Source organism: Paenisporosarcina sp. P5_A11 (genome assembly GCF_056400705.1).
This window is the reverse complement of record NZ_JBFUKT010000356.1, coordinates 1-1,178: the sequence shown is the minus strand read 5'-3', so window position 1 is coordinate 1,178 and position 1,178 is coordinate 1. Positions and strand designations below refer to the sequence as shown.

Sequence of the window (1,178 nt, the reverse complement as noted above, 5' to 3'; positions counted from 1 at the left end):
CGACCAGGAAGAACCTGCCATAAAAATTGGGCTATAGGCTTTGATTGTATCCCATTGATTCTCGGCCAACGGTCGCAAAAAGCTACTTTTGACTCCAGAATTTGGAACCATTTTTTATCTAAATCATAGTCAGGTTTGGGATTAGCAAAAACAGCCATACTCGAAACCAATTCGTATAGAGGATGAAATTCTATTTTTATTTCGTAGGTCATTGTTGGTAATCCCCTTAAAAAATGTTTTAGGTAATCAATATAAAATAATACAGAACTGAATTCAAGTTCACCTTTTTACTTGGTTGATAAAATAAAAAGGGCAGCACTCTAAATGAGCACTACCCTTTATCAATATTAGCTTGTAATGATTAATTGATCCCTAGTGCTTGCTTAATAGACTCCATTGTTTTTCCATTGAACTCTTTTACAGCGGTAGGGGTATCTACTATATAATTGTTTTCTTTTAAATAATTAGCCTCAAGTAGCTTGAAATCCTTTGCATCAACCGTTTTATCAAAGTTTAGATCACAATCACGGTTGTTCGTTCCCCAATTTTGTTGAAGCAAAATCACGTCATGAATATCGATCACATGATCTTTATTAATATCCCCTGCATATTCTCTTACTGTTGAGTAGCCAATATTCTCGCCAATATACTTATCCCCGTCTTTTCGACCAACTTCTAATGGCGTGTAAGTAGTAAAATGACCAGGGACATCAATGATGACCGTATATACTTGTTCAGAAATTGGCAGGTTTTTAAAAACAATGTCTCCAGATTTTTGAATTTCCCCATTGTACAATTGACCGTTGGAGTCTTCCAGTTTAGCTTGTGCACCAATGGTTGTGTAGTCAATTGCAAAATTAAAGCCGCCGTTTGCATTTAATAACCCTTGAGCATTGATTTTCGCTGTAGCTGTTGAATAGGCTGAATAGCTTGGTAATAAACCGATTTCGAAATATGGGTTTACCGTTTTACCACTTAGATCTTGATAAGTAGATGAATTGACAAAAAAGAATGTATTATTTACATTTACATATTCATTTGCGTTCGTATCTACTTGAACATCAAATAATGGCAAATCACCAGTTAACCCATCTCCAGGTGCTTTTATATTAATCGTATTCATTTTGCTTCCAGTCCCAGTTGAGGTAGCTGTAAACAGTGTATCAATAGGCAAAGAC

2 protein-coding genes are annotated in these 1,178 nt (G+C 35.5%); both read right to left on the bottom strand.

The annotated features are described in order from the left end of the window. Nucleotides 1–212 (bottom strand): hypothetical protein (locus AC1DOS_RS20200; RefSeq protein ID WP_477538921.1); only part of this gene is annotated, 212 nt, incomplete at its 3' end. Nucleotides 213–361: 149 nt separating this feature from the next. After that, nucleotides 362–1,178: dockerin type I domain-containing protein (locus AC1DOS_RS20195; protein WP_477538920.1), on the bottom strand; the 817-nt coding region annotated here is incomplete at its 5' end.